General features: G+C 63.1%; 19 protein-coding genes. 15 read left to right on the top strand and 4 right to left on the bottom strand.

Annotated features, from left to right (window positions below):
* Positions 1–10: 10 nt before the first annotated feature.
* The 11 genes from smc (at position 11) to trmD (ending at position 14,512) form a co-directional block, all read left to right on the top strand.
* Positions 11–3,595, top strand: coding sequence for a chromosome segregation protein SMC (gene smc, locus EEB13_RS19485; protein WP_045067187.1), 3,585 nt, complete (start codon positions 11–13; stop codon positions 3,593–3,595).
* 42 nt (positions 3,596–3,637) lie between these two features.
* Entirely contained in the window at positions 3,638–5,128 is a 1,491-nt protein-coding gene (gene ftsY / locus EEB13_RS19480) for a signal recognition particle-docking protein FtsY (RefSeq protein WP_095885961.1), read from the top strand.
* A gap of 248 nt (positions 5,129–5,376) precedes the next feature.
* Positions 5,377–6,636 (top strand): ammonium transporter, encoded by a 1,260-nt coding sequence (locus EEB13_RS19475; protein ID WP_045067926.1) that lies wholly within the window; start codon positions 5,377–5,379, stop codon positions 6,634–6,636.
* Positions 6,637–6,693: 57 nt separating this feature from the next.
* Positions 6,694–7,032 carry a P-II family nitrogen regulator gene (locus EEB13_RS19470; RefSeq protein ID WP_033236555.1) on the top strand — a complete coding sequence of 113 codons (339 nt, stop codon included), beginning with the start codon at positions 6,694–6,696 and terminating at the stop codon, positions 7,030–7,032.
* Positions 7,022–9,529 carry a [protein-PII] uridylyltransferase gene (locus tag EEB13_RS19465; protein WP_092808602.1) on the top strand — a complete coding sequence of 836 codons (2,508 nt, stop codon included), beginning with the start codon at positions 7,022–7,024 and terminating at the stop codon, positions 9,527–9,529. The genes EEB13_RS19470 and EEB13_RS19465 overlap by 11 nt, the downstream gene beginning before the upstream one ends.
* Positions 9,530–9,645: 116 nt before the next feature.
* A complete protein-coding gene (gene ffh, locus EEB13_RS19460) occupies positions 9,646–11,223 on the top strand; it encodes a signal recognition particle protein (protein WP_141486077.1) in 1,578 nt (525 codons plus the stop codon).
* 4 nt (positions 11,224–11,227) lie between these two features.
* Positions 11,228–12,310: an amidohydrolase family protein gene (locus EEB13_RS19455; protein ID WP_033236553.1), complete on the top strand. Its 1,083-nt coding sequence runs from the start codon at positions 11,228–11,230 to the stop codon at positions 12,308–12,310.
* Positions 12,311–12,496: 186 nt separating this feature from the next.
* Positions 12,497–12,967: a 30S ribosomal protein S16 gene (rpsP, locus tag EEB13_RS19450; RefSeq protein WP_033236552.1), complete on the top strand. Its 471-nt coding sequence runs from the start codon at positions 12,497–12,499 to the stop codon at positions 12,965–12,967.
* The gene (locus tag EEB13_RS19445) at positions 12,964–13,206 is read left to right on the top strand and encodes an RNA-binding protein (RefSeq protein ID WP_033236551.1); all 243 of its coding nucleotides are present in this window, start codon (positions 12,964–12,966) and stop codon (positions 13,204–13,206) included. The genes rpsP and EEB13_RS19445 overlap by 4 nt, the downstream gene beginning before the upstream one ends.
* A 15-nt stretch (positions 13,207–13,221) precedes the next feature.
* Entirely contained in the window at positions 13,222–13,800 is a 579-nt protein-coding gene (gene rimM, locus EEB13_RS19440; protein WP_033236550.1) for a ribosome maturation factor RimM, read from the top strand.
* A 7-nt stretch (positions 13,801–13,807) separates the two neighbouring features.
* Positions 13,808–14,512 carry a tRNA (guanosine(37)-N1)-methyltransferase TrmD gene (gene trmD, locus EEB13_RS19435; RefSeq protein WP_033236549.1) on the top strand — a complete coding sequence of 235 codons (705 nt, stop codon included), beginning with the start codon at positions 13,808–13,810 and terminating at the stop codon, positions 14,510–14,512.
* Here trmD and EEB13_RS19430 read toward each other — a convergent pair.
* Positions 14,509–15,084 (bottom strand): dihydrofolate reductase family protein, encoded by a 576-nt coding sequence (locus tag EEB13_RS19430; protein WP_141486076.1) that lies wholly within the window; start codon positions 15,082–15,084, stop codon positions 14,509–14,511. The two genes, trmD and EEB13_RS19430, sit on opposite strands and share 4 nt — an antisense overlap.
* Before the next feature lie 68 nt (positions 15,085–15,152).
* Between EEB13_RS19430 and EEB13_RS19425 the strand changes: the two genes are divergently transcribed.
* Positions 15,153–15,731, top strand: coding sequence for a TetR/AcrR family transcriptional regulator (locus tag EEB13_RS19425; protein ID WP_141486075.1), 579 nt, complete (start codon positions 15,153–15,155; stop codon positions 15,729–15,731).
* Between the two features lie 22 nt (positions 15,732–15,753).
* On the opposite strand, the gene EEB13_RS19420 is transcribed toward EEB13_RS19425, so the two are convergent.
* Both EEB13_RS19420 and EEB13_RS19415 read right to left on the bottom strand, forming a co-directional pair.
* Positions 15,754–16,197 carry a GtrA family protein gene (locus EEB13_RS19420; RefSeq protein WP_033236546.1) on the bottom strand — a complete coding sequence of 148 codons (444 nt, stop codon included), beginning with the start codon at positions 16,195–16,197 and terminating at the stop codon, positions 15,754–15,756.
* Positions 16,194–18,392 (bottom strand): YfhO family protein, encoded by a 2,199-nt coding sequence (locus tag EEB13_RS19415; RefSeq protein WP_141486074.1) that lies wholly within the window; start codon positions 18,390–18,392, stop codon positions 16,194–16,196. Before EEB13_RS19415 ends, EEB13_RS19420 begins: the two co-directional genes overlap by 4 nt.
* A 173-nt stretch (positions 18,393–18,565) precedes the next feature.
* On the opposite strand from EEB13_RS19415, the gene EEB13_RS19410 reads away from it, so the two are divergent.
* Positions 18,566–19,555: a glycosyltransferase gene (locus tag EEB13_RS19410; protein ID WP_095885966.1), complete on the top strand. Its 990-nt coding sequence runs from the start codon at positions 18,566–18,568 to the stop codon at positions 19,553–19,555.
* Positions 19,545–20,684: a dTDP-4-amino-4,6-dideoxygalactose transaminase gene (rffA, locus tag EEB13_RS19405; protein WP_095885967.1), complete on the top strand. Its 1,140-nt coding sequence runs from the start codon at positions 19,545–19,547 to the stop codon at positions 20,682–20,684. Before EEB13_RS19410 ends, rffA begins: the two co-directional genes overlap by 11 nt.
* 9 nt (positions 20,685–20,693) lie before the next feature.
* Here rffA and EEB13_RS19400 read toward each other — a convergent pair whose 3' ends face one another.
* A complete protein-coding gene (locus EEB13_RS19400) occupies positions 20,694–21,686 on the bottom strand; it encodes a serine hydrolase (RefSeq protein ID WP_033236542.1) in 993 nt (330 codons plus the stop codon).
* Between the two features lie 75 nt (positions 21,687–21,761).
* On the opposite strand from EEB13_RS19400, the gene EEB13_RS19395 reads away from it, so the two are divergent.
* Positions 21,762–24,101 carry a Tex family protein gene (locus tag EEB13_RS19395; protein WP_141486073.1) on the top strand — a complete coding sequence of 780 codons (2,340 nt, stop codon included), beginning with the start codon at positions 21,762–21,764 and terminating at the stop codon, positions 24,099–24,101.
* Positions 24,102–24,179: the final 78 nt, after the last annotated feature.

The following is a 24,179-nucleotide window of genomic DNA, read 5'->3' as shown; positions in this document are numbered from 1 at the left end:
AGTTCTCCGCATGCATCTCAAGAGTCTGACGCTCAAAGGCTTCAAGTCTTTTGCGTCGGCAACGACTCTGCGATTCGAACCCGGCATCACCTGCGTGGTCGGCCCTAACGGTTCCGGAAAATCGAATGTCGTCGACGCGCTGTCCTGGGTCATGGGAGAGCAAGGCGCCAAGGCATTGCGCGGCGGAAAAATGGAAGACGTCATCTTTGCCGGAACCTCCGGCCGCGCACCGCTCGGCCGCGCCGAAGTGACCTTGACCATCGACAATTCCGACGGCGCTCTTCCGATCGACTACACCGAGGTGTCGATCACGCGGCGAATGTTCCGTGACGGCGCAGGGGAGTACGAGATCAACGGCTCGTCGTGCCGGTTGATGGACGTCCAGGAACTACTCAGCGACTCCGGAATCGGGCGCGAAATGCACGTCATCGTCGGCCAGGGCAGGCTCGCCGCGATCCTGGAATCGCGGCCGGAGGATCGCCGCGCATTCATCGAGGAAGCGGCCGGCGTCCTGAAGCATCGGCGCCGCAAGGAAAAAGCGGTACGCAAGCTCGATTCCATGCAGGCCAACCTGGCTCGGCTGAGCGATCTCACCGCGGAATTGCGACGCCAACTCAAACCACTCGGACGTCAGGCCGAGGTTGCCAGGCGCGCCCAGACTGTGCAGGCAGATCTGCGTGATGCCAAGATGCGTTTGGCCGCAGACGATCTCGTGACCCGACGCAATGCCCTGCAGGATCAAGCGCAGGACGAGAAGGCTGCGCGCGAGCAACACAATCAGGTGGCCGCCGCCCTCGACGAGGCCAACCTCGAACTCGGGCGCCAGGAGCAAGCACTGGCCCGCCTGACGCCCGGCGCAGAAGCCGCGGCGCAGACGTGGTTCCAGTTGTCGGCGCTGGCGGAACGAGTCAACGCCACGGTGCGTATCGCACGTGAGCGTGCGCGTCACCTCGACTCCGAACCGGTGGGCGTGCGTGGCCAGGATCCCGACGAGATGGAGGCGCGGGCCGAGCGAATGGCGGCTGAGGAAGCCGAGTTGATCGAAGGCGTCGAGATTGCTCGTGCTGCGGCCGAGGCGGCGCGCGAACAATTGGCAGCCACGGAAGACGCTGCGGCAGAAGCGGAACGGGCACACATGGCCGAGGTACGCGCTGTGGCCGATCGCCGCGAGGGGCTCGCTCGACTGTCCGGGCAGGTAGACACCCTACGAACGCGCGTCGAATCCGCGGACGCCGAAGTTGCGCGGCTCACCGAATCGATCGACGAATCCCGACGCCGCGGGAATGACGCAGAAGCCGAGTTCGAGACGGTGCAGGAAAGTATCGGTGACCTCGATGCCGGCGAGGTCGGTCTCGACACCAATCACGAGCGCGCCGTCGAAGCGCTCACGATCGTCGATGCGCGGGTTGCCGAGTTGCGCGCCGAAGAGAAGTCGAGCGGACAGCGCATCGCGTCGCTGAGCGCTCGTATCGAAGCGCTCTCGATCGGGTTGGCCCGCAAGGACGGCGCGGGGTGGCTTCTGGAGCGCCACGACGGCGTCACCGGCGCGCTGGCCGACATGATTCGGGTGACGCCGGGCTACGAGAGTGCAATTGCCGCTGCGATGGGGCCGGCCGCGGATGCTGTTGTCGCGCAGTCGAGTGATGCCGCACGATCTGCGGTATCGGCATTGGCCGAACACGACGGTGGGCAGGCGGCGTTGATTGTCCACGGGCCGAACGACGTGTCCGCTCCGGTCGACCTCGGTCCTGGCATTCGCCGGGCCGTCGACGTCATCGAGTGCGCGGACGAACTGCGAGCGGGACTCGACGCTCTCCTGGGCGACGTGGTCTTGGTCGACACCCTTGACGAGGCGATACGAGTTGTGGCTGAACACAGCATGATTCGGGCCGTCGACCGCTCCGGGAACCTACACGGCCGGGGGTGGTTCGTCGGCGGTTCCGATCGACGCCCGAGCACGCTGGAAACCCAAGCGTCCATCGACGCATCCGCAGCCGAGTTGGTGCAGACACAATTGCGGGCCGAAGAGTTGGATGCAGCTTTGGCCGGCGCCCTGTCTGAACAGGCAATCCGGCAGGAAACCGCAGAACAGACTCTTGCCGCACTCAACGAATCCGATGCGGCGATCTCCGCGATCTACGAACAGTTGGGCCGACTCGGTCAGGCGGTGCGCGTCGCGCACGAAGAGTCGGAGCGACTGACGTTGCACCGCAGTCGCGCCGAAGCCCGTCGAGTCGAATCTCTCACTGCGCTGACCGAACTGGAGGAACGCCTGCGCCACGCGGAGGACAACGGCGGGCTCGAAGCCGGGGAACCGGAATCAACCGCCACCGACCGGGAAATGGCGGCGGCAGCGCTCGCGGAAGTACGCATCGTCGAAATGGATGCGCGACTGACCGTACGCACTGCCGAGGAACGCGCCGAATCCGTTCGCGGAAAAGCTGATTCGCTGCGCCGTGCGGCAGCCGCCGAACGCGAGGCGAGGGTGCGGGCAGAACACGCGTTGCGGGCACGGGCACATGCGGCCGCCGTGGCTGCGGCAGTCGCAGAATCCGGTCTGCGAGTGGTGAGCGAACTCGAGACCGTCGTGGCGGCAGCGGTTGCTCATCGCGACGACCTGGCGCGCGCCCGTACCGAATGCGTCGCCAAGCTCGACCAGGTTCGAGAGATCGTCAAGGCGCTGAACGGGCAGCTCGCATCGCTGACCGATGCCGTTCACCGCGACGAAGTTGCCAAGGCACAGGCAGCAATGCGCATCGAGCAATTGGAAGAGTCCATTCTCGAGCAGTACGGAATCGGACTCGACGATCTGATCGCGGAGTACGGCCCCGACGTCGAATTGCCGCCGACGGCTCTCGAGTTGGCGGAGTACGAAGAAGCCAAGGCGCGCGGCGAGCAGGTCACCGCTCCGGCGCCCGCTCCGTACGACCGCGCCACGCAGGAGCGTCGGGCCAAGCGGGCCGAGAAAGACCTCGCAACTCTGGGCAAGGTCAATCCGCTGGCGCTCGAAGAATTTGCCGCACTCGAAGAGCGGTACACATTTCTCTCCACTCAACTCGAAGACGTCAAAACAGCGCGCAAGGATCTCCTCGCGGTGGTCGCCGACGTCGACGCCCGGATCTTGCAGGTGTTCACCGAGGCCTACACCGACGTCGCCCGTGAGTTCGTAGGGGTCTTCGAGACACTGTTCCCCGGCGGCGAAGGCCGACTTGTCCTGACCGACCCGTCGGACATGCTCACCACCGGCATCGAGGTCGAAGCGCGACCACCGGGAAAGAAGGTCAAACGGCTCTCCTTGCTCTCGGGTGGAGAGAAATCCTTGACAGCGGTGGCCATGCTCGTCGCGATCTTCCGGGCCCGGCCGTCACCGTTCTACGTCATGGACGAAGTCGAAGCCGCTCTCGACGACACCAACCTGCGCCGCCTCATCGGGCTCTTCGAACAGCTGCGGGAAAAATCGCAGTTGATCGTGATCACGCACCAGAAACCCACCATGGAAATCGCGGATGCTCTCTACGGAGTGAGCATGCGCGGCGACGGCATCACGACTGTCATTTCCCAGCGATTGCGAGGGCAAGACCTCGCCGTTCGGTAAGCCTTGGTCACTTTCTGTTGCCGAGCCTGAAACAATGAGCCGGTGACTACCCAGGCTTGGATCATCATCGCGGCTGTCGCGGCCGTAGTACTTATTGCTCTTGTGGCGGGTTTCCTGCGCTACCGCAGCCGCCAGGTGTCGTTGAAGGCGCCCGAGACGAAGCCGGAGCTCGGTGCACCGGAGAAGGACAAGTCGGGCGGCTACAAAGCCGGCGGCGGGTTCAACTTCAGTGAGGGATCGACGGCAACGGCGCCACCGCCGGCACCGGCCCCGCCGGCAAAGCCGCCAGTTCCGGAGAAGCCAGTTCCGGAGAAGCCGGTCGAGCCGGAACCGGCGCCGCCCGTTGTTGTAGAGCCGGTTGTCGAAGCTCCTGTTGTTGAGGAACCAGTTGTTGAAGAGCCGGTCGTTGAGGCGCCCGTCGTCGAAGAGCCGGTGGTTGAAAAGCCGGTTGTCGAGGCGCCCGTCGTCGAGGAACCGGTCGTTGAAGAGCCGGTCGTTGAAGCGCCGGTTGTCGAAGAGCCAGTCGTCGAGGCCCCGGTGGTCGAGGCCCCTGTCGTCGAGACGGCTCCTGTTGCTCCGGTCGAGCCCGCCCCGCGGGTTCTCGACGAGATCGAACCGACCGAAGGCCGACTTGATCGCCTGCGTGGTCGACTGTCTCGTTCACAGTCGGCAGTCGGCAAGAGCTTGCTCGGTCTGCTCGGTGGTGGCGACCTGGACGAGGATTCGTGGGAAGAGGTCGAAGACACCCTGTTGATCGCGGACCTCGGTTCTGCGACGACGGAAAAGATTGTCGCCACGTTGCGGGCGCAGATGGCAGCCCGCAGTGTTCGGACCGAGGCGGAGGCTCGCGCTTTGCTGCGTGAGGTACTCGTCGCGGAGCTTCGTCCGGAACTGGATCGCTCGATCCGGGCGCTTCCGCACGACAACCATCCGGCGGTTCTGCTTGTCGTCGGTGTGAACGGAACCGGCAAGACCACCACGACGGGCAAGCTGGCCCGCGTATTGGTCGCTGACGGGCGACGGGTACTTCTTGGTGCCGCTGACACGTTCCGTGCTGCTGCGGCCGATCAGCTGCAGACGTGGGCCGAGCGCGTCGGCGCTGAGGTTGTTCGCGGAAAGGAAGGCGGCGATCCCGCTGCTATTTCCTTCGACGCCGTCACTCGTGGCATCGAGGAGGGCGTCGACGTCGTTCTGATCGACACCGCCGGCCGCTTGCACACCAAGACCGGTTTGATGGACGAGCTCGGCAAGGTCAAGCGTGTGATCGAGAAGAAGGCGTCGGTCGACGACGTTCTTCTGGTTCTCGACGCCACCGTGGGGCAGAACGGTCTCGCTCAGGCCCGCGTGTTTGCCGAAGTTGTCGATATCACCGGCGTTGTTCTGACCAAGTTGGACGGTACGGCGAAGGGCGGAATCGTCTTCCAGGTTCAGCATGAACTCGGGGTTCCGGTGAAGCTTGTCGGCCTCGGTGAGGGCGCTGACGACCTGGCTCCGTTCGAACCGGGAGCGTTTGTCGACGCACTGTTGGGCTAGCGCCCCCGTGCGCCTTTTCGGTAGTGCCCACTACCGAAAAGGCGCACAGGGATTCGAAGAATCCCAGTATGAAACTTACTTGCAACAAAGTTGGGTAATTGGTTCACGTCCGCGAAACGTAAGCGCGCCACGGACGAAACACCAGCCCAGCAGTCTTCTACTCAACGACGTGCCACCCGGCACGTGCGACTAGGAGGTAGTAAGTGAGTACCGACGATTTGTTGGCGAACTCCGGTAACGCCGCATGGATGCTGATGGCCGCATCACTGGTTCTGCTGATGACACCGGGTGTCGCGTTCTTCTACGGCGGCATGTCTCGGTCCAAGTCCGTGCTCAACATGATGATGATGTCCTTCGGTTCGATGGCCGTCATCGGTGTCATCTACGTGCTGTGGGGATGGTCCATGTCCTACGGCACCGAGAACATCGGTGGCATCTTCGCGAATCCCTTCGAGTTCTTCGGACTCAAGGACAGCATCACCGACGCGGACGGTAACTTCATTGCCGGTGCGTGGGGCTACCCCAATGTCATCGACATCGCCTTCCAGGTGACGTTCGCCATCATCACGACCGCACTTATCAGCGGTGCGTTGGCCGAGCGCGTGAAGTTCGGTACGTGGATGCTGTTCTCGGGCATCTGGGTCACGGTTGTCTACTTCCCGCTCGCTCACATGGTGTGGGGTGGCGGATTGCTCTCGGGTTCCGAGGACGGCATCGCCGCAAAGATCTTCGGCACCACCGATGACGGTGACGGTGGCCTCGTTGCCGCAGTCCCGCCGATCGACTTCGCCGGTGGCACAGTCGTTCACATCAACGCCGGTATGGCCGCTCTGGTTCTCGCTCTGATCGTCGGCAAGCGCGCCGGCTTCGGCAAGACCGCGTTCCGTCCGCACAACCTGCCGCTGGTCATGCTCGGTGCGGCTCTGCTCTGGTTCGGTTGGTTCGGCTTCAACGCCGGTTCCGCTTTTGCTGCCGACGGTTTTGCCGGTCTCGCCTGGGTCAACACCACCACCGCTACCGCCGCTGCAATCCTCGCTTGGTTGCTCACGGAGCGTATCCGTGACGGACATGCCACCAGCCTCGGTGCTGCTTCCGGTGCTGTTGCCGGTCTTGTTGCCATCACCCCGGCAGCTGGTGCACTGAACCCGGTCGGCTCGATCTTCCTCGGCGCAATCGCCGGTATTCTCTCCGCTCTGGCCGTCGGCCTGAAGTTCCGCTTCGGCTTCGACGATTCGCTCGACGTTGTCGGTGTTCACCTCGTCTCCGGCCTGTGGGGCACGATCGGTATCGGATTCTTCGGTACGTCGACCGGTCTCTTCTACGGCGGTGACTACAAGCAGTTGGTGGTTCAGATCGTGATTGCAGTTGTCGCTCTTGTCTTCACCGGTGTTCTCACCGCGATCATCGGCTACGCACTCAAGCCCCTCGGATGGCGCATCTCGGCCGAGGACGAGGCTCGTGGAATCGACGAGACCCAACACGCAGAGACCGCATACGACCTCGCGTGATCAGCACGTGATTAAAGTGAAATCGCAGCACTTCAGAGTTGGGAAAGGGATGAGCACATGAAGCTGATCACAGCAATCGTCAAGCCGTTCACGCTCGAGGACGTCAAAACCGCGCTCGAGCAGGCCGGGGTGCTGGGTATGACTGTCAGTGAAGTTCAGGGTTACGGTCGTCAGAAGGGCCACACCGAGGTGTACCGAGGCGCGGAGTACTCCGTGGACTTCGTACCGAAGGTTCGGGTGGAGGTCGTGATCGACGACGCGGCTGTCGACAAGGTGGTCGAGGTGATCGTCGAGGCTGCGCGCACCGGCAAGATCGGTGACGGCAAGGTCTGGGTCTCGCCGGTCGAGTCGGTCATCCGGGTTCGTACCGGAGAACGTGGTGGCGATGCACTCTGACCCGAATGGGTCCGGGAACTTCGGCCCTGGTTCCGTCGCTAAGGCGACGGGGCCAGGGCCGGTCTCGTCAGGGGGATCCGATGAAGCCGCGGACCTGGCCCGCGCACGCAAGGCACTACTCGACGGTGGACCCAAGAATCGTCGGCTCGACGCACCTTCGCTGCGACACGCACTGGTTGATCTCCACGAGTTCTGGCTGACCACCAAGGGCGCCGAATTGGGAATCAAGCCCGACTGCGGATTTGCGATTGTTGCTGTCGGTGGGCTGGGCCGACGCGAATTGCTGCCCTATTCCGATCTCGATCTGATTCTGCTGCACGACGATATGGACCCCGCTGTGGTGGCTCAGGTGGCGGAACGCCTCTGGTACCCGTTGTGGGACGCGCACATCAAACTCGACCACAGCGTGCGGACGCTGCCGCAGGCCTTGCAGGTTGCGGCAACCGATATCACCGCGTCGCTTGGCATGCTGGAAGCTCGCCACATTGCCGGCGACATGGAACTCACCAATTTGCTGATCAGCGGTGTGCGACGCCAATGGCGGATGGACATTCGCTCGCGGTTCGACGATTTGATCGCGCAGACCCAGTCGCGGTGGGCGAGCAGCGGCGAGATCGCCCATCGAGCCGAGCCGGATCTCAAGAGCGGGCGCGGGGGGTTGCGTGACGTGCAGTTGCTCAATGCCCTGTCCATCGCTCAGTTGACGGACGGCATGCCGGGGCTCGGTCCCAATTCGCCTGGCGGCGGTCTGGCACTGGCGCACCGGCGACTGCTCGACGTACGCACGGAGTTGCATCGCGTGGCCGGTCGGCCCCGAGATCAGCTGCGGGCGCAGGACGCCGACGAGATCGGCGCCGCACTGCGGATCGGTGATCGATTCGATCTGGCTCGCCTGCTCAGCGAATCGGCGCGCATCATCAGCTATTCGGTGGACGTCGGAATCCGTACTGCCGGAAACTCTTTGCCCAAGCGTGGGTTGTCGCGGCTCCGGCGGCCTCCGGTGCGTCATCCTCTGGACGAGGGTGTCGTAGAGCATGCCGGAGAAGTCGTGTTGGCGCGCGATGCTCGTCCCAAGAAGGACTCAGGTTTGATCATGCGCGTTGCGGCGGCTGCTGCAACCGGTGGGATGCCGATCTCGGCGTCGACGCTCAATCGCTTGGCTGACAACGCTCCTGAACTGCGCGAGCCGTGGCCCAAGAACGCGGTCAACGATCTGCTGGTGTTGTTGGGGTCGGGTTCTCGGGCGGTGCCGGTCATCGAAGCTCTTGATCGCACCGGATTGTGGGGGCGACTGTTGCCGGAGTGGGGCACGATCCGGGATCTGCCTCCGCGTGACGCCGTCCATACCTGGACGGTCGATCGGCACCTCGTCGAAACCGCCGCATACGCAAGCGGATTCACGACGCGGGTCGCGCGTCCTGATCTGCTGATGCTCGGAGCCTTGATTCACGACATCGGTAAGGGGCGCGGCGGCGATCACAGTGTGGTCGGCGCGGAACTGGCCACGGCAATCGGAAACAGGTTGGGGCTCTGGCCTTCCGACGTCGCGATGCTGTCCGCGATGGTGCGGTATCACCTGTTGTTGCCGGAAACGGCGACACGACGCGATCTGGACGATCCGGCGACGGTGCAGGGGGTCGTCGATTCACTGGGCGGTGACGGAACGCTGCTCGACCTTCTTCATGCACTCGCCGAAGCAGATTCTCTGGCAACGGGTCCGGGTGTGTGGGGTGATTGGAAATCGTCGTTGATCGGTGAACTTGTGCGTCGATGCCGCTTGCTGATGGCGGGGGAGGATCTGCCCGCTCCGGATCCGCTCGATCCCGAGCAGTTGTCCATCGCCGAGGACGGCGGTGTTCACGTGTCGTTGTCTCCGGCCGAGAACGCGCATACGTACGTCGTCACGGTCATTGCTCCGGATGCACCCGGCCTGTTGTCACGGGCCGCGGGGATTCTTGCGTTGTCGTCGCTTCGCGTGCATTCGGCTTCGCTCGGCGCCCACGCGGGATCTGCGGTCAACTCGTTTGTCGTGACTCCGCGTTTCGGGGCACCGCCGCAAGCCGCGCTGCTACGGCAGGAGTTGATCCGCGCATCCGAGGGCGAGCTGAACCTGCTAGAGCTACTCGATGCCAAGGAAGAGGAAACTCGGGCGCAGCAGTGGGAAGATCCGATTGCGCTGAGTAAGAGTTCGGCGATCCCGGTCCTGTATGCGCAGGCACCGCCGCGGGTCATCTGGTTCGATTCGCCTGGTGAGGGTCAGGCGATCCTCGAGGTACGTACCGAGGATCGCGTCGGATTGCTGTGTCGTCTGGCCGCAGCTCTCGAACGCAGCGGCGCCGACATCAGGTGGGCAAAAGTCGCGACCCTGGGCTCGTCTGTCATCGACTCGTTCTGCCTCGACTTCGGTGGGGCCGATTCGCGGGCCAGTCGTGAGCGCGTCGAGGCCGCCGTTCTGAGTGTTGTGCCGCTGCCGCAGCCGGAGAAAAAGCCGCAGTAGCGACACGCCTGAAAGCGGTTACGTCCGCATCGGCTGGGATCGGTGCGGACGTAGCGGCTAGGCTGGTGCCCGAGAATATCCACGGCAAACTCGCACGACCTTCAGGAGCGCACTCGGTGTTCGAATCCCTTTCCGACAGATTGACCGGATCTTTCAAGGATCTGCGTGGTAAGGGTCGTCTGTCCGGCGCCGATATCGACGCGACCGCCCGTGAGATCCGCCTCGCACTTCTCGAGGCCGACGTTGCGCTGCCCGTCGTGCGCAGCTTCATCGCCAAGATCAAGGAACGAGCCAAGGGCGCCGAGGTGTCCGGTGCTCTCAACCCGGCGCAGCAGGTCGTCAAGATCGTCAACGAGGAACTTGTTCAGATCCTCGGCGGCGAAACTCGTCGGTTGCAGTTCGCCAAGAACCCCCCGACAGTCATCATGCTGGCCGGTCTGCAGGGTTCCGGTAAGACCACCCTCGCCGGCAAGCTGGCCAAGTGGCTCAAGGATCAGGGCCACACTCCACTTCTGGTTGCGTGTGACCTGCAGCGTCCCGGCGCCGTCACACAGCTGCAGATCGTCGGCGAACGCGCCGGTGCCGCCGTCTTCGCGCCGCACCCGGGTACGTCCATCGGCGGCGGCGAGAACGCTCTCGGCGTCTCCGCTGCCGACCCCGTCGAGGTAGCCCGAGCCGGCGTCGAAGAGGCGCGCAACAAGCAGTACGACGTGGTCATCGTCGACACCGCCGGCCGACTCGGCATCGACGCAGATCTGATGGAGCAGGCTGCCGGTATTCGTGACGCCGTCAACCCGGACGAGACAATTTTTGTTCTCGACTCGATGATCGGTCAGGACGCGGTCAGCACGGCCGAGGCGTTCCGTGAGGGTGTCGGCTTCACCGGTGTTGTCCTCACCAAGCTCGACGGCGACGCCCGTGGTGGCGCCGCGCTCAGCGTTCGTGAGATCACGGGCCAGCCGATTCTGTTCGCGTCGACGGGCGAGAAGCTCGAAGACTTCGACGTCTTCCACCCGGACCGTATGGCCAGCCGCATCCTCGGCATGGGCGATGTCCTGAGCCTGATCGAGCAGGCCGAGCAGGTCTTCGACGCCGAGCAGGCTGAAGCAACCGCCGCCAAGATCGGCTCCGGCCAGCTGACGCTCGAGGATTTCCTCGATCAGATGATGGCTGTCCGCAAGATGGGCCCGATCGGCAACCTTCTCGGCATGCTGCCAGGCGCAGGCGGAATGAAGGACGCGCTGGCCAACGTCGACGAGAAGCAACTCGACCGCATTCAGGCCATCATCCGCGGTATGACGCCTGCCGAGCGTGAAGACCCCAAGATCATCAACGCGTCGCGCCGTCTGCGCATCGCAAACGGTTCGGGTGTCAAGGTTTCCGACGTTAACCAGTTGGTGGACCGTTTCTTCGAAGCCCGCAAGATGATGGCTGCCATGGCCGGCCGTATGGGTATGCCCGGCGCGCGTAAGCAGGTGCGCAGCAAGAAGGGCAAGAAGGGCAAGAAGGGCGGCAAGGGTCCGACGCAGCCCAAGATGCGCGGAGGGTTCCCCGGCATGGGCGGATTCCCGGGTATGCCCGGTGGCATGCCTGCCGGAATGCCCGACCTGTCGAACATGCCCAAGGGACTCGACCAGTTGCCACCCGGACTCGAAGGCATCGACCTGTCGCAGCTCAAGCTGCCCAAGAAGTAAGCCCGTGAGCGCCCTCCATCTGCGCGGCATCGGTCTGCCCGATGCTGCGCCCATCGAACTGTGGATTGTCGACGGCAGGATCACCTTCGAACCGGTCGCAGGCGCCGAGACGATTGTCGATGCTGGGTGGATCACTCCCGGTCTTGTCGACGCGCATTGCCATGTCGGTATTCGCTTCGGCGGGGGCGGCGGCGAGACCGTCGACGGTTTGATCGCTCAGGCACAGACCGAGCGCGACGCCGGTGTACTGCTGTTGCGTGACGCGGGATCACCCGTCGATACCCGATTCGTCGATGAGCGGGCCGATCTTCCCCGGATCATCCGTGCGGGTCAGCACATCGCTGCGCCCAAGCGCTACATCCCGGGGTTGCCGGTCGATCTCGACGACGAATCGCAGTTGCCTGCCGAGGTCGTGCGCCAAGCCAGGGCCGGTGACGGGTGGGTCAAGCTCGTCGGCGACTGGATCGACCGCTCTGTCGGCGACCTCGCACCTTTGTGGAGCGACAAGATCCTGGTTGAAGCTATTGCGGCGGCTCACGCTGAAGGCGCCAAGGTCACGGCCCACGTTTTTGCCGAAGACGCACTTCCCGGCCTGATCAACGCCGGTATCGACTGCATCGAGCACGGCACCGGATTGACCGACGAGACCATCGAGATGATGGTTGCTCACGGCACCGCACTGGTGCCGACACTGATCAACATCGCGACATTCCCCGGAATCGCCGACTCCGCGACGCGGTACCCGATCTACGCGGCCCACATGCGCGATCTCCACTCGCGGCGCCATCGGACGATCGGTGCGGCGCACGAAGCCGGTATCCCGATCTATGCCGGCACTGATGCCGGAGGATCGATCCTGCACGGCCGGATCGCCGACGAGGTGGCTGAACTCCAGATCGCCGGGATGTCGTCACACGACGCGCTCGGTGCAGCCTGCTGGGACGCCCGGACCTGGCTGGGTGGATCCGGATTGGTCGAGGGTGCGCCCGCTGACCTGGTGGTATTCGACGAAGATCCGCGGGGAAACACCGCTGTGCTGGCGAAGCCCGCCCACGTGGTGCTTCGCGGCAATGTAATCGCCCGATAACGCTTGCCTGGATTTCATCCACAAGTAGGCATCTGGCACAATGGACGACTGTTCGTCGCAAACGGTTACGTACCGCTGCGACGGTCACAGGTTAGAGGCAAAACCGGGCCCCCAAATTCGTGGGGGTTGCTGAATTGCACGTGACACGCGCCGCACTGTTGTGCGCGCTGAAGGAGTACCGCAGCCATGGCTGTCAAGATCAAGCTCACCCGCCTCGGCAAGATCCGCAACGCTCAGTACCGCGTTGTCATCGCCGACTCCCGCACCCGTCGTGACGGCCGTGCGATCGAGACCATCGGCAAGTACCACCCCAAGGAAGAGCCGTCGCTGATCGACATCGATTCCGAGCGCGCTCAGTACTGGCTGTCCGTGGGCGCACAGCCCACCGAGCCCGTCGAGGCTCTCCTCAAGATCACCGGTGACTGGCAGAAGTTCAAGGGCCTCCCGGGCACCGAAGGCACCCTGCGTGTCAAGGAAGCCAAGCCCTCCAAGCTCGAACTGTTCCAGGCTGCACTCGCGCAGGCCGAGAACGAGCCGGTTGCAGAAGCAATCACCCCCAAGAAGAAGAAGGCTGCCAAGGCAGACGAGGCCAAGGCAGACGACGCCGCAGCCGACGCCGAGGCTCCCGCTGCAGACGCCGAGGCTGCTGACAAGTGAGTGCCGTCGTCGCTGATGCGGTAGAGCATTTGGTTCGCGGCATTGTCGCCAATCCTGACGACGTACGCGTCGAACTGATGACCGGACGCCGTGGACGTACCGTCGAGGTGCACGTGCACCCCGACGATCTCGGCAAGGTCATCGGCAGGGGCGGCCGCACCGCGACCGCTCTGCGCACCCTGGTCTCCGGTATCGGTGGCCGTGGCATTCGCGTCGACGTCGTCGACACCGATCAGTAGACGGCAGTATTTCACGTGGAACTCGTCGTCGGTCGTGTCGCGAAGTCGCATGGCATCAAAGGTGAGCTGGTCGTAGAGGTTCGTACTGACGAACCCGAAGAGCGCTTTGCCGTTGGAACTGTGCTGCGTGGGCATAAGCCACGCGAGTCCACTAGCAAGTCCTACACAGTAGAAGCCGCCCGGGATCATTCCGGGCGGCTCCTGCTGCGTCTCGAAGGCGTCAACGATCGCGGCGAGGCAGATGCCTTGCGTGGCACGTTGTTTGTCATCGACAGCAGTGAACTCGAACCGTCCGACGATCCGGACGAGTTCTACGATCACGAACTCGAAGGACTGAAGGTCGTTCTGGCCGACGGTACCGAGGTGGGTTCTGTGATCGAGGTATTGCACTCCGCCGCAGGCGAATTGCTTTCCATTCGCCGCACCGGTGAGGCATCGGGCGAGTTGTTGATCCCATTTGTCGCCGCCATCGTGACCAAGGTGTCGATTGCCGACGGCCTGGTTGAGATCACGCCTCCCGAGGGTCTGCTGGACCCTGACTTCGGTGACAAGTCGAACAGCGACAGCGACAAGTCGAACTCAGATCGCGACTGATCGATTCATGCGTCTCGACGTAGTCACCATTTTTCCCGAGTACCTCGAACCGCTTCGTGCCGCCTTGCTGGGCAAGGCAATCGAACGCGGCTTGATCTCGGTTGACGTCCATGATCTGCGTTCGTGGACCCATGACGTACACAAGGCCGTCGACGATTCCCCGTACGGCGGGGGACCTGGCATGGTCATGAAACCCACCGTGTGGGGTCCCGCCCTCGACGACGTCCTCGGCCGCTCCGATTCTTCCGGCCCGGATGATGCCGACACCATTTTGGTGGTGCCGACTCCCGCCGGTGTTCCCTTTACCCAGGCAACAGCGCATCGTTGGTCGAAGGCGCAGCATCTTGTGTTTGCCTGCGGCCGGTACGAGGGCATCGATCAACGAGTCTTCGACGACGCGGCCAAGCGGGTTCGCGTCGAAGAAGTCAGCATCGGCGATTACGTCCTGATCGGCGGCGAGGCTGCCGTACTGGTGATGGTGGAAGCAGTAGTTCGCTTGATGCCCGGTGTGCTCGGCAATCAGCTGTCGCACCAAGAGGATTCGTTCTCCGACGGTCTTCTCGAAGGGCCGAGCTACACCCGCCCGGCGGTCTGGCGCGACCTCGAAGTTCCGCCTGTTCTGCTGTCCGGCGATCACGCAAAGATCAAGGCATGGCGCCATGAGCAGTCGCTGCAGCGCACCGCCGAACGTCGGCCGGATCTGCTGCCCTAGCTGTTTCGCTTCAGCCAGGTGACGCTCGCGCCGTTGTCGAAGACTTCACTGGCCGTGGGCGTGAAAAGTATCGGCTCGAATGTACCGGCGATCATCGGTGTCCCCGCACCCACGATGACCGGGTACCTTTTGATGATCAATTCGTCGATCTCCGGTAGCAGTTCCCCGGCAAGTATTCCGCCGCCGCACAGCCAGATATCTTGTCCTTCTTGGGCTTTGAGTTCCTTGATCTTCGTTACCGGGTCCGTGCGCACCAGGTTGACTGCCGGATCGTCGATATCCGGGAGCGTGGTCGATACGACGTATTGCCGAAGGTGCGCGTATGGACTGCTCACGCCGACGCTTCGTGCGGGCTCGTAGGAACCGCGGCCCATGAGGACGGTGTCGAAAACTCTGTTCGGTGGGTTGCCCATCCCGACGTGGGGCCGGATGTGCGTGGGTACGGTTTCCGGGTAACGCTCGTTCATCGACGCGGTCATCTGGTCGGAGAGCGGAAAGAAATCGAACTCTCCTCCGGGGCCCGCGATGTATCCGTCCAGCGTTGTTCCGACGTAGTACACAAGCTTGCGCATGTAAAACTCCGTTCGTAGTACTCTGTTTGTAGTGGTTTAATTTAGGGTCGTGACAGGAGCGGTGTCAAGTGCGAAAAAACCCGGAACGCCGGCTGGCGCTGATCGATGCGGCAATCGAGGTGCTGGCGCGAGAAGGCGCTAGAGGCTTGACATTTCGAGCCGTCGATACGCAGGCGGCCGTGCCGAACGGAACTGCGTCGAACTACTTCGCAAATCGCGACGACCTACTCACCCAAGCCGGTGGCCGGATCTACGAGCGACTGATACCGGACGACCTCGAAGGGATGATCGATCCCGTCAACGGCACCGATCGTGATCGCCTGGTGACGCTCATGCTCGACGTGGTCGAGCGGGTCACCTCATTCGGGACCGGATTCCTCGCATTGATGGAGCTGCGCCTCGAGGCGACGCGTCGGCCTGATCTTCGAGCGGTTCTGACGGTCCGCATCCGAGAAGACTTCGAACTCAACGTCGCCAACCATCTGGCCTCGGGAGTGCCAGGTGATGCGATGACCGTTCGACTGCTCTACATGTCGTTGAACTGGCTGGTTCTCGATCGGCTCACCCTGCCGGATCTGTTCGGCGAAGAAGACATTCGAGCCCTTGTCGCTGTGGCGGTGGATCGGGCCTTGCCGCCACAGCGGTAGCAGGTCAGTGATCGATAACAGGTCAGTGGTTGTCGGTGCTGCGCCGGAACGAGAAGTATCGATGCCCCAGAAAACTCACGCCTGCCACAATCAGCATCACCACTGCCTGTGCCGGTAGTGGTGGTGCATGGAGAACCGACACCGCAAAAGTCCCCAGGATCAGATTCAGTACCAGCCCACCGGAATTGACGACGATAAATGCCCCGAGGTCGCGGGCGAGGTGACCCCGGACGCGGAAGACCAGAGTTCGGTGCAGCACAAACGCGATCAGGACGCTGATGCTGTAGGAACCGATCAGCGCGACCGGGTAGAGGTTGTCGTTGCCCAATGCGAGCATCCAGATGACGAACAGCCCGTATCCGATGGCTGTATTCGCCACTCCCACAACGGCAAATGCGATGGGCTGATGTTTCACGATTCGCAGCAGCGGGCCTGGGTCGGCAACCGGGGCGGTGTCCTCGCTCACGATGCGTTGTTCGTTGCGTCGTCGATCCGGTCGCGTCGACGGCCGCGCAGATACATCCATTCGAGTACGCCGAGGCCGAGAATTCCGGCGACCATCGACGCGCCGCCGATCTTCCATCCCGGCGGACGCCAGGTGAGGACAAGTTCCGCGTCCTTTGTTCCGGCTGGAACATCCACGGTGACAAAGGACTTCGCAACAACATCGATGGGAACAGACTCACCGTTCAAGGTGGCGCGGTAGCCAGGCCAGCCGAGACGGGCGAAGACGACCTTCCCGCCGCCGCTCGAGCTGACGCGAAGAGTGCTCGACATGTTCGTCTCGGCGACCGACGTCGCTTCCACCCCCTCGGTGTGCGAGATTCGGCCGTTGCGGGTGGAGACCGGACCGTCGACGCGTTTGAGTACCGAGATGTAGTTGTCGTGGCCTGGGTAGTCGACCCATTTCCAGCCGTCGGGGGCCGGCTGGTTACGAGCATCGGGATACAACGCGTTCTGCAGAACCACGCGGTCCACGTTCATGAGATCGACCAGAGTGCGGCCGGTTTCGGGTTCGACGGCGAAAGCCCGTGCGAACGCGTCAGGACACACGCTCATGTCCCACCGCATGCACAGGAGATTGCCGAAGTAGTAGTGCCCGTTGGGGGTGTAACCGCTGGTATAGGTGAGTTCGAGATCCTTCGGATAGTTTCCGAACGCTAGCGAGCCGTATGCGCCGTCGAGGGTGCGTTGGTCGGGGGCGATGAGCGCGCGATCGGCGAGTTGCAGTGTTGTTCCGTCGAAGTCGGGGAAAGCTGCTTTCATGTCCGAGCGCGACTCCGGCAGGTTCCAGCTCATCGGTGTCGGTTGCGCGGCGCGCACCTGGGCGTAAGCGATGGGGGAGACTGCGGCAATAGCGAGGATGCAGGCCGCGGCCGTTCCCTTCGTTCGGCCGAGCCAGACCATCGCGGCGCCGAGAGCAGCGACGGCGACGGCCGAGATCACGTGCCATTCCAGGAGGCTGGGTGCAGCCGACGCCGAGCGGATCAGGAGTAAGCCCACCAGGATTCCGGCGGCCGCGCCGCGGCGACGCCAGTTGTCGGTGGTGGCGTAGCGCCCGAGCAGGATGCACACCAGAAGTAGCAGTCCGATCGCCACCATCGGGAGCACCCGAGCGGGCCAGCGGAGGGGGCCGATGGTGCTGGGTCCGGCAGTCCACATGAGTACTGCCACCGTGAAAATTCCGACGGCCGTCAGTTCGCGTGCGGCGCCGCGAGCTTTGCCCCAGTCGATGAATGCAAGCGCAGGAATCAGGAACCAGGCGATGTAGACCATCGGCATGGTCTGGATGTAACCCCACCACGAAACGAACGCGGGCATCGCGCTCGGCAGGCTGGCGTTGAGGGATTCCGACCACGGTACGGCGAGGAAGGCGTCGTTCTTGACCTCGGATGCGCCGCGCCAGGTGACGTCGGCGGTGAGCAGACTCGGCAGGTAGGTTGCGAGGCCCGCCAGCGCGGCACACGCGGAGACTGCGAGGAGCCGCAGCGATGGCAGCCAACGCTGTTGGTAGACCACTTCGCCGATGGCCACAGCAACGATCATCAGACCGGATTCGACTGCGGGAAACACGTATTGGACCGACATCGCGAGATACAGGAACACAAACGTCGGTATCGGACCGCTCTTGCCGCGGGAGTACCGGATCGCCGACGCCCAGGCCTGCACCATCCAGGCGGTGCCGGTAAAGGCCGTCATCCAACTGGCCTCGTCGAAGAACAGCAGGAAACCGGTGAAGGGAATCGAGACGCCGGCTACGGCCGCCCACGCGGGCTTGGAGCCGTATTCGAGGCAGATCCGAAATACACCGAGGCCGAGGATGATCGCGAAGATCAGCTTGACCAGCGTTGCGTACAACGCGAGGTTGTCGAAGGACGGCGCTATCAGGTCGATCAGCAGTTGTGGTGGGTTGAGAAGGCCGGCTTCCTCGATGGCGTAGTTCCCGGCCATCCAGTTCTCCGGCACCAGGACTGGTAGGTGGCCCTCGCGCAGATTTCGGCCCAACATCACCCACAACGGGGCGTACTGGGACTCGGTGTCATCGGTGTAGAAATGGCGTGCATTTGCCAGGACGACAGCGATGTATCCCGCGATAACACCGACCGCAGTACCGGCACCCCATTTGTACACGTCAGCTCTGGCGCGAATGCGAGTTTCCACCACGAGTTCCAGACCTTAACAGGATGGGGGAATCGTGCCATGACGCGTGCAGGTAAACCGTTGGCAAAGTACAAGAGTCGTACACGCGCGCGTGTTAAAGTTCGCGGCGGTGTGAGTCCGGTCGCACTGATCACTCGACCCTTCGTCGAGTTCCCGAAGGGAGCAGTAAGCGAGTGCACTCGATCTCCGTCGTGGTGCCCGTGTACCAGGGCGAACGCACGATTTCCGCGCTGGTCGACGAGCTGAACACTCTCACCGGTACCTGTGTCACTGCAGGTGGTGCCGAATTTTCGGTCGACGAGATCGTCCTTGTCCATGACAACGGGCCAGATCGCTCCGACGTCGTCCTTCTCGAGTTGGAACGCCGTTTCGACCACGTACGGGTGATTTGGCTGAGCCGCAACTACGGCCAGGATGCCGCAACGATTGCCGGTATGGCTGCTGCCCGCGGCGACTGGATTGTCACGATAGACGAGGACGGGCAGCATGACCCGGCGTCGATCAGCGCGTTTCTCGACACCGCACTGCGAGAACGTGCCGATCTTGTCTATTCGAAGCCGGTCAATACCCGCCCCCACGGATTCTTGCGGAACGTGACGTCGCGGGGCGCAAAGATGGTTCTGGCTACGGTGTTCGCGTTCCCGGCGTCGGCGCAATTCGAGAGCTTCAGACTTGTTCGCGGCGACATCGCGAGACAACTGGCGGAGGTAGCCGCAAACGGTGCGTACCTCGACGTCGCTCTGACCTGGGTGGTGGGTAACACCGCCACCGTTCCGGTTAGCTTACGTGCGGAGGGCCGAGAGGAATCCGGCTACAACTACCGCCGGTTGTTCTCTCTGTTCTGGAAGATGGTGTTGTGCAGCGGAACCCGGGGTCTCCGATTGGTCAGCCTGCTCGGCGTGACTCTTGCGCTCGCCGGAGTGGTCGTCGCTGCGGTGATCTTCGTCCAGGCGGTGACCGGCGACAACAACGACCCTGAAGGCTGGGCGTCGATGATCGTGGCGATGCTGCTCTGCTCGGGGGCAATTCTGTTCTCGCTTGGTCTCATTGCCGAATATCTCGGGGTTGCCCTGCATATTCTGGTGGGCAAACCCCTGTATCTCAAGGTCGATGCACCACGTCCGGGTGTAACTGAAATGGACGGTGTCACACGTGAACGCTGACCGCATCATCTTCAGTCGGCCCTACCGTGCCGCGAATGAATTGACCAATCTGGCAACGGTTCTGGAATCGGATCACATTCACGGCGACGGCACGTTCACCGCCTCGTCCACCGCAAAGATCAAGGCGATCACTGGCGCCAAGCACGCCCTGCTGACAACCTCGTGCACACACGCGCTCGAACTCGGTGCACTTCTGTTGGAGATCGGGCCGGGCGACGAAGTCATCGTTCCAAGTTTTGCCTTCAGCTCCGCAGCGACTGCTGTCGCGCTGCGCGGGGCAACCGTCGTGTTCGTCGACATCGATCTGGAAACCGGCAACATCGATCCGGTCGCCGTCGCCGACGCGATCACACCGCGCACCAAAGCCGTGCTGGTCATGCACTACGGCGGTGTGGCAGCCGAGATGGAACCGCTGCTGGCACTCGCGAAGGAACACGGCTTTGCGTTGATCGAGGACAACGCGCACGGACTGGGCGGCACGTGGCGGGGCCGAACACTCGGCACCATCGGCACCGTCGGCACTCAAAGTTTCCACGACACCAAGAACATTCATTGCGGCGAGGGTGGCGCGCTGCTGCTCTCCGACGATGCACTGATGGAGCGCGCCGAGATCATCCGCGAGAAGGGCACGAACCGTGCTCGTTTCCTGCGTGGTCAGGTGGATAAATACTCGTGGCAGGACATCGGTTCCAGCTATCTGCCCAGTGAACTCAACGCGGCAGTGCTCGACGCTCAACTAGCCGAATTCGACGCGATTCATGCGGACCGTCATCGCGTCTGGGACGACTACAGCGAGAACCTGTCCGATTGGGCGAAGAATCACGACGTTCAACTGATGACTGTTCCGGACGATCGTGAGCACCCCGCGCACCTGTTCTATGTCCGGCTGCCGAACGAGCGCAGCCGCGACGCCATGATCCGGCACATGGCCGAGCGCGGCGTCGTGGCACCGTTTCATTACGTGCCCCTGGACACGAGTGCGGCCGGACTGCGCTACGGCCGCACACCTGTGCCGTGCGTTCGTAGTCTGCAGTTCTCGACCACGATTCTGCGACTTCCGCTGTGGCCGATGCTCACAGCCGACCAGCAGGGCCGCGTCGTAGATGCTGCGGCGTCGTATCGCGTGTAGTTAAGACTTCTAGGGCCCGGACGCTTCCTGAACGGGCTTTTCGGTTGTGGGTGTGGAGGGCGACCATTCGTCCACCGTGCCGTCGGGGAAAATGATCTGCGCTACGCCCGTGATGGTGTCGCGGGCGTGGAGCGCACTCTCGTCGTTGGTGGCGTCTGTCATCGAGGTATCCGGGATGAGTCCGTAGTTGTCGTCGTCCTGATACTGAATATCCTCGCGCGTGGTGACAGTCACGATGAATCGGTTGTCCTCGCCGACGATGCCGGTGGTCAGATGGACCCACTGGTCGCTGACACAACACATCCATCCCTGTTTGACGGCAAGCACCGGTTCGTTGAAGAGAGCGTCCGGGAGGCCGAAGCGTTGGTCGTAGCCGTCGGCGGCAGTCGCCGTGGATTCGCGGAGGTGGTCGACGATCAGATTGATCCGGTCCGCCCCCAGCCCTGCGGTGTCGTCGAGGACTCCGTCGTAGAACGTGATCAGATCGCGCGCCGTAGTTTCGGTGTTCCACCACAAACCGTCGTATGGCGCGGTGGTGGAGGTCAACGAGTAGCGTTGCGCGACGCGGTTCACGAGGTCGGAGCCGCCGGCAGCGTCCCACAGGAGATTGGCGGCCGTGTCATCGGAAGATTCGAGCATGGCAACCATGAGGGCGCGGTCGTCGTCGCCGAGTGGGCGTTCGTCACGCGAATCTTGATAGAGCAGATCCTCGGCGATGAAAAGCTTTGCTACCGAGGCTGTTTCGATCTGCTGATCGCCGCCCACCTCGAGATAGTTGTTCGTGGTGCGGTCGAAGACGGCAATCGACGCCTCTGCGCCGCGATCAAGTGCGGCAGTACGGGCCTGTTCGAGTCGCACGTCAAGGGCCTGCGCGAGCGGCACGTTTGTATCAGGGAAGGGGGAGGTCTCGGTGGATGCTGCCTGGTTTGCGGCCGCGCTGCATGATGCCGCACAAGTAACTGCGGCAATCATTGCGATAACCCGGACGAACCGCGCAGTCATCAATTTCCCCCGGACTCCGGACACGGCGCTGTCTGCCGGTCTTCTTGTTCCAGGATAGCGGTAGGCTCGGTTCTCGTGATTCTCAAGACCGTGAACCAGCGCATTGCCGAGGAACTCGACGTCCGCGAAGGGCAGGTGGCTGCGGCCGTAGACCTGTTGGACGGCGGGGCCACCGTGCCCTTTATCGCCCGGTATCGAAAAGAAGTCACCGGCACTCTCGACGACGCTCAATTGAGACTTCTCGAGGAGCGGCTGCGCTACCTCCGCGAACTCGACGAGCGTCGCGACGCGGTTCTGGCCGAGATCGAATCCCAAGGAAAACTCGACGACGCCTTGCGCGGTCAGATCATGCTTGCCGACACAAAAGCGCGGCTAGAAGACATTTACCTGCCGTTCAAGAAGAAGCGCCGCACCAAGGCGCAGATCGCCCGCGAGGCCGGGCATGAGCCTGTGGCAGATGCTCTCATCGGGGATCCCACCACCGACCCCGCGCAGTATTCGGACGAGCAGCTCGACGGTGCGCGGTCGATCCTGGTCGAGCGCTTTGCCGAAGATGCCGATCTCGTCGGTGAATTGCGCGAGCTGATGTGGACCCGTGGACAGGTTGTTTCCGCGGTTCGTAAGGGCAAGGAAACCGATGGCTCGAAGTTTGCTGACTACTTCGAGTTCTCCGAACCCTTCGCAAAACTTCCGTCCCACCGAATCCTCGCGGTACTGCGCGGAGAGAAGGAAGAAGTGCTGTCGGTGACGATGGCACCCGATACCGCGGAACTCGCACCGGGGGAGCGGACGGTATACGAAGGCCGCATCGCAACCCGGTTCGACATTGCGGATCGTGGACGCGCAGCCGACGGCTGGCTCCTCGACACCGTTCGATGGGCGTGGCGGACCAAGTTTGCAGTCACCCTCGGCGTCGACGTCCGGATGCGCCTGCGCCAGTCTGCGGAGAAGGACGCCGTCGACGTGTTCGCGACCAACCTCAAGGACCTTCTGCTGGCAGCGCCCGCCGGCGCTCGTCCGACCATGGGTCTCGACCCCGGATTCCGAACGGGCACAAAGGTTGCCGTCGTCGACGGAACGGGCAAGGTTGTTGCATACGAGACTATTTACCCGCATCAACCCCACAACAAGCGAGATGCCGCTCTGGCCACACTGGCGAGCTTGGTAGCCAAGCACGGCGTCGAATTGATCGCCATCGGCAACGGCACCGCGTCACGTGAGACCGATACATTGGCCGGCGACCTGATCACAAAGTCCGGCGCCACCAACCTGACCAAGATCGTTGTCTCCGAAGCCGGTGCGTCCGTGTACTCGGCGTCGGCCTACGCATCTGCGGAATTGCCGGACCTCGACGTGTCCATCCGCGGAGCCGTCTCCATCGCGCGTCGCCTTCAGGATCCCCTCGCCGAACTGGTGAAGATCGACCCGAAGTCCATCGGCGTCGGCCAGTATCAGCACGACATCACCGAATCGCTCCTCTCTCGTTCACTCAACGCCGTGGTCGAGGATGCTGTGAACTCGGTGGGCGTCGACGTGAACACGGCGTCGGTCCCGCTGCTGGCCCGTGTCTCGGGTATTGCCGGTTCGCTGGCGGAAAGCATTGTGTCGCATCGAGATCAGAATGGTCCGTTCCGAACGCGCAAGGCACTCAAGGACGTCTCGCGGTTGGGACCCAAGGCGTTCGAGCAGTGCGCGGGCTTCCTCCGCATCGCCGACGGTGACGACCCGCTCGACGCGTCGAGTGTGCACCCCGAGGCGTATCCCGTCGTCCGCAAGATCGTCGCGAGCGCAGGTGGTGACGTCAGTAGTGTCATCGGCAATGCGACGGCATTGCGCTCGGTGCGCGCCGCAGATTTTGTCGACGACCGCTTCGGCCTTCCCACTGTCACGGACATCATCGCCGAACTCGAGAAGCCGGGCCGTGATCCGCGTCCGGAGTTCAAGACGGCCACCTTTGCCGCCGGCATCGAAAAGGTCGCACACCTCAAGCCCGGAATGGTGCTCGAAGGCGTAGTCACCAACGTCGCTGCCTTCGGTGCCTTCGTCGATGTGGGAGTACACCAGGACGGTCTGGTGCACGTCTCCGCAATGTCACACAGCTTCGTCAAGGACCCGCGGGAAGTGGTGAAGTCGGGTGACGTCGTCAAGGTCAAGGTGCTCGAGGTCGACGAGGCTCGCCAGCGCATCGCGCTGACACTGCGACTCGACGACGAGGTCGGTGCGCCGCCGCGAAAGTCCGATGGTCCTCGCGGTGGGCAGAACCCGCGTCAGGGTCAGGGGCAGGGTCAGGGCGGGCAGCAGCAGCGCCGCGGCGGTGGCCAGCAGCAGGGCGGTCGGGACAAGCGCCCGGACAACCGGGCGCCGGCGTCCGGGTCGATGGCCGATGCCTTGCGCAATGCGGGATTCGGCAAATAAGAGGGTTCGAATGATCCACCCCGCCCGGTTTGTCACAATTGAGCAGACCGGGTCGGGGGACTTCGTGGAGTGAGGGCA

Source organism: Rhodococcus sp. WS3, from assembly GCF_003797085.1.
GTDB classification, from domain to species: Bacteria; Actinomycetota; Actinomycetes; order Mycobacteriales; family Mycobacteriaceae; genus Rhodococcus_F; species Rhodococcus_F globerula.
Note: the sequence above shows the minus strand (reverse complement) of the source record. Positions and strands in the feature narration are given on the sequence as shown.

What these genes read in the sequence shown, in the direction of transcription:
- rpsP (WP_033236552.1), top strand. Translation starts at nt 12,497, where the DNA reads ATGGCTGTCAAGATCAAGCTCACCCGCCTCGGCAAGATCCGCAACGCT.
- EEB13_RS19465 (WP_092808602.1), top strand. Translation starts at nt 7,022, where the DNA reads ATGCACTCTGACCCGAATGGGTCCGGGAACTTCGGCCCTGGTTCCGTC.
- EEB13_RS19400 (WP_033236542.1), bottom strand. Translation starts at nt 21,686, where the DNA reads ATGACTGCGCGGTTCGTCCGGGTTATCGCAATGATTGCCGCAGTTACT.
- trmD (WP_033236549.1), top strand. Translation starts at nt 13,808, where the DNA reads ATGCGTCTCGACGTAGTCACCATTTTTCCCGAGTACCTCGAACCGCTT.
- smc (WP_045067187.1), top strand. Translation starts at nt 11, where the DNA reads ATGCATCTCAAGAGTCTGACGCTCAAAGGCTTCAAGTCTTTTGCGTCG.
- EEB13_RS19470 (WP_033236555.1), top strand. Translation starts at nt 6,694, where the DNA reads ATGAAGCTGATCACAGCAATCGTCAAGCCGTTCACGCTCGAGGACGTC.
- EEB13_RS19475 (WP_045067926.1), top strand. Translation starts at nt 5,377, where the DNA reads ATGCTGATGGCCGCATCACTGGTTCTGCTGATGACACCGGGTGTCGCG.
- EEB13_RS19430 (WP_141486076.1), bottom strand. Translation starts at nt 15,084, where the DNA reads ATGCGCAAGCTTGTGTACTACGTCGGAACAACGCTGGACGGATACATC.